A 203-nucleotide genomic window follows, 5' to 3' on the forward strand; every position below is an offset into this window, starting at 1 on the left:
TGCTCTACCAATTGAGCTAAGTCGGCTAAATGGTGGAGGATGACGGGATCGAACCGCCGACCCCCTGCTTGTAAGGCAGGTGCTCTCCCAGCTGAGCTAATCCTCCATTTGCCTGGCAACGTCCTACTCTCACAGGGACAAGGTCCCAACTACCATCGGCGCTAGAGAGCTTAACTTCCGTGTTCGGTATGGGAACGGGTGTG

Annotated in this window: 1 tRNA gene and 1 rRNA gene; both read right to left on the minus strand. The window is 55.7% G+C overall.

Annotation, left to right across the window (positions count from 1 at the left end):
* Positions 1 to 30: 30 nt before the first annotated feature.
* Positions 31 to 106, minus strand: a tRNA-Val gene (locus tag MR167_RS32860).
* A gap of 4 nt (positions 107 to 110) precedes the next feature.
* Positions 111 to 203 (minus strand): 5S ribosomal RNA (gene rrf / locus MR167_RS32865); the annotation flags it as partial.

It is taken from the genome of Bacillus cereus group sp. BfR-BA-01355, assembly GCF_022663675.1.
Lineage (GTDB): Bacteria > Bacillota > Bacilli > Bacillales > Bacillaceae_G > Bacillus_A > Bacillus_A thuringiensis_S.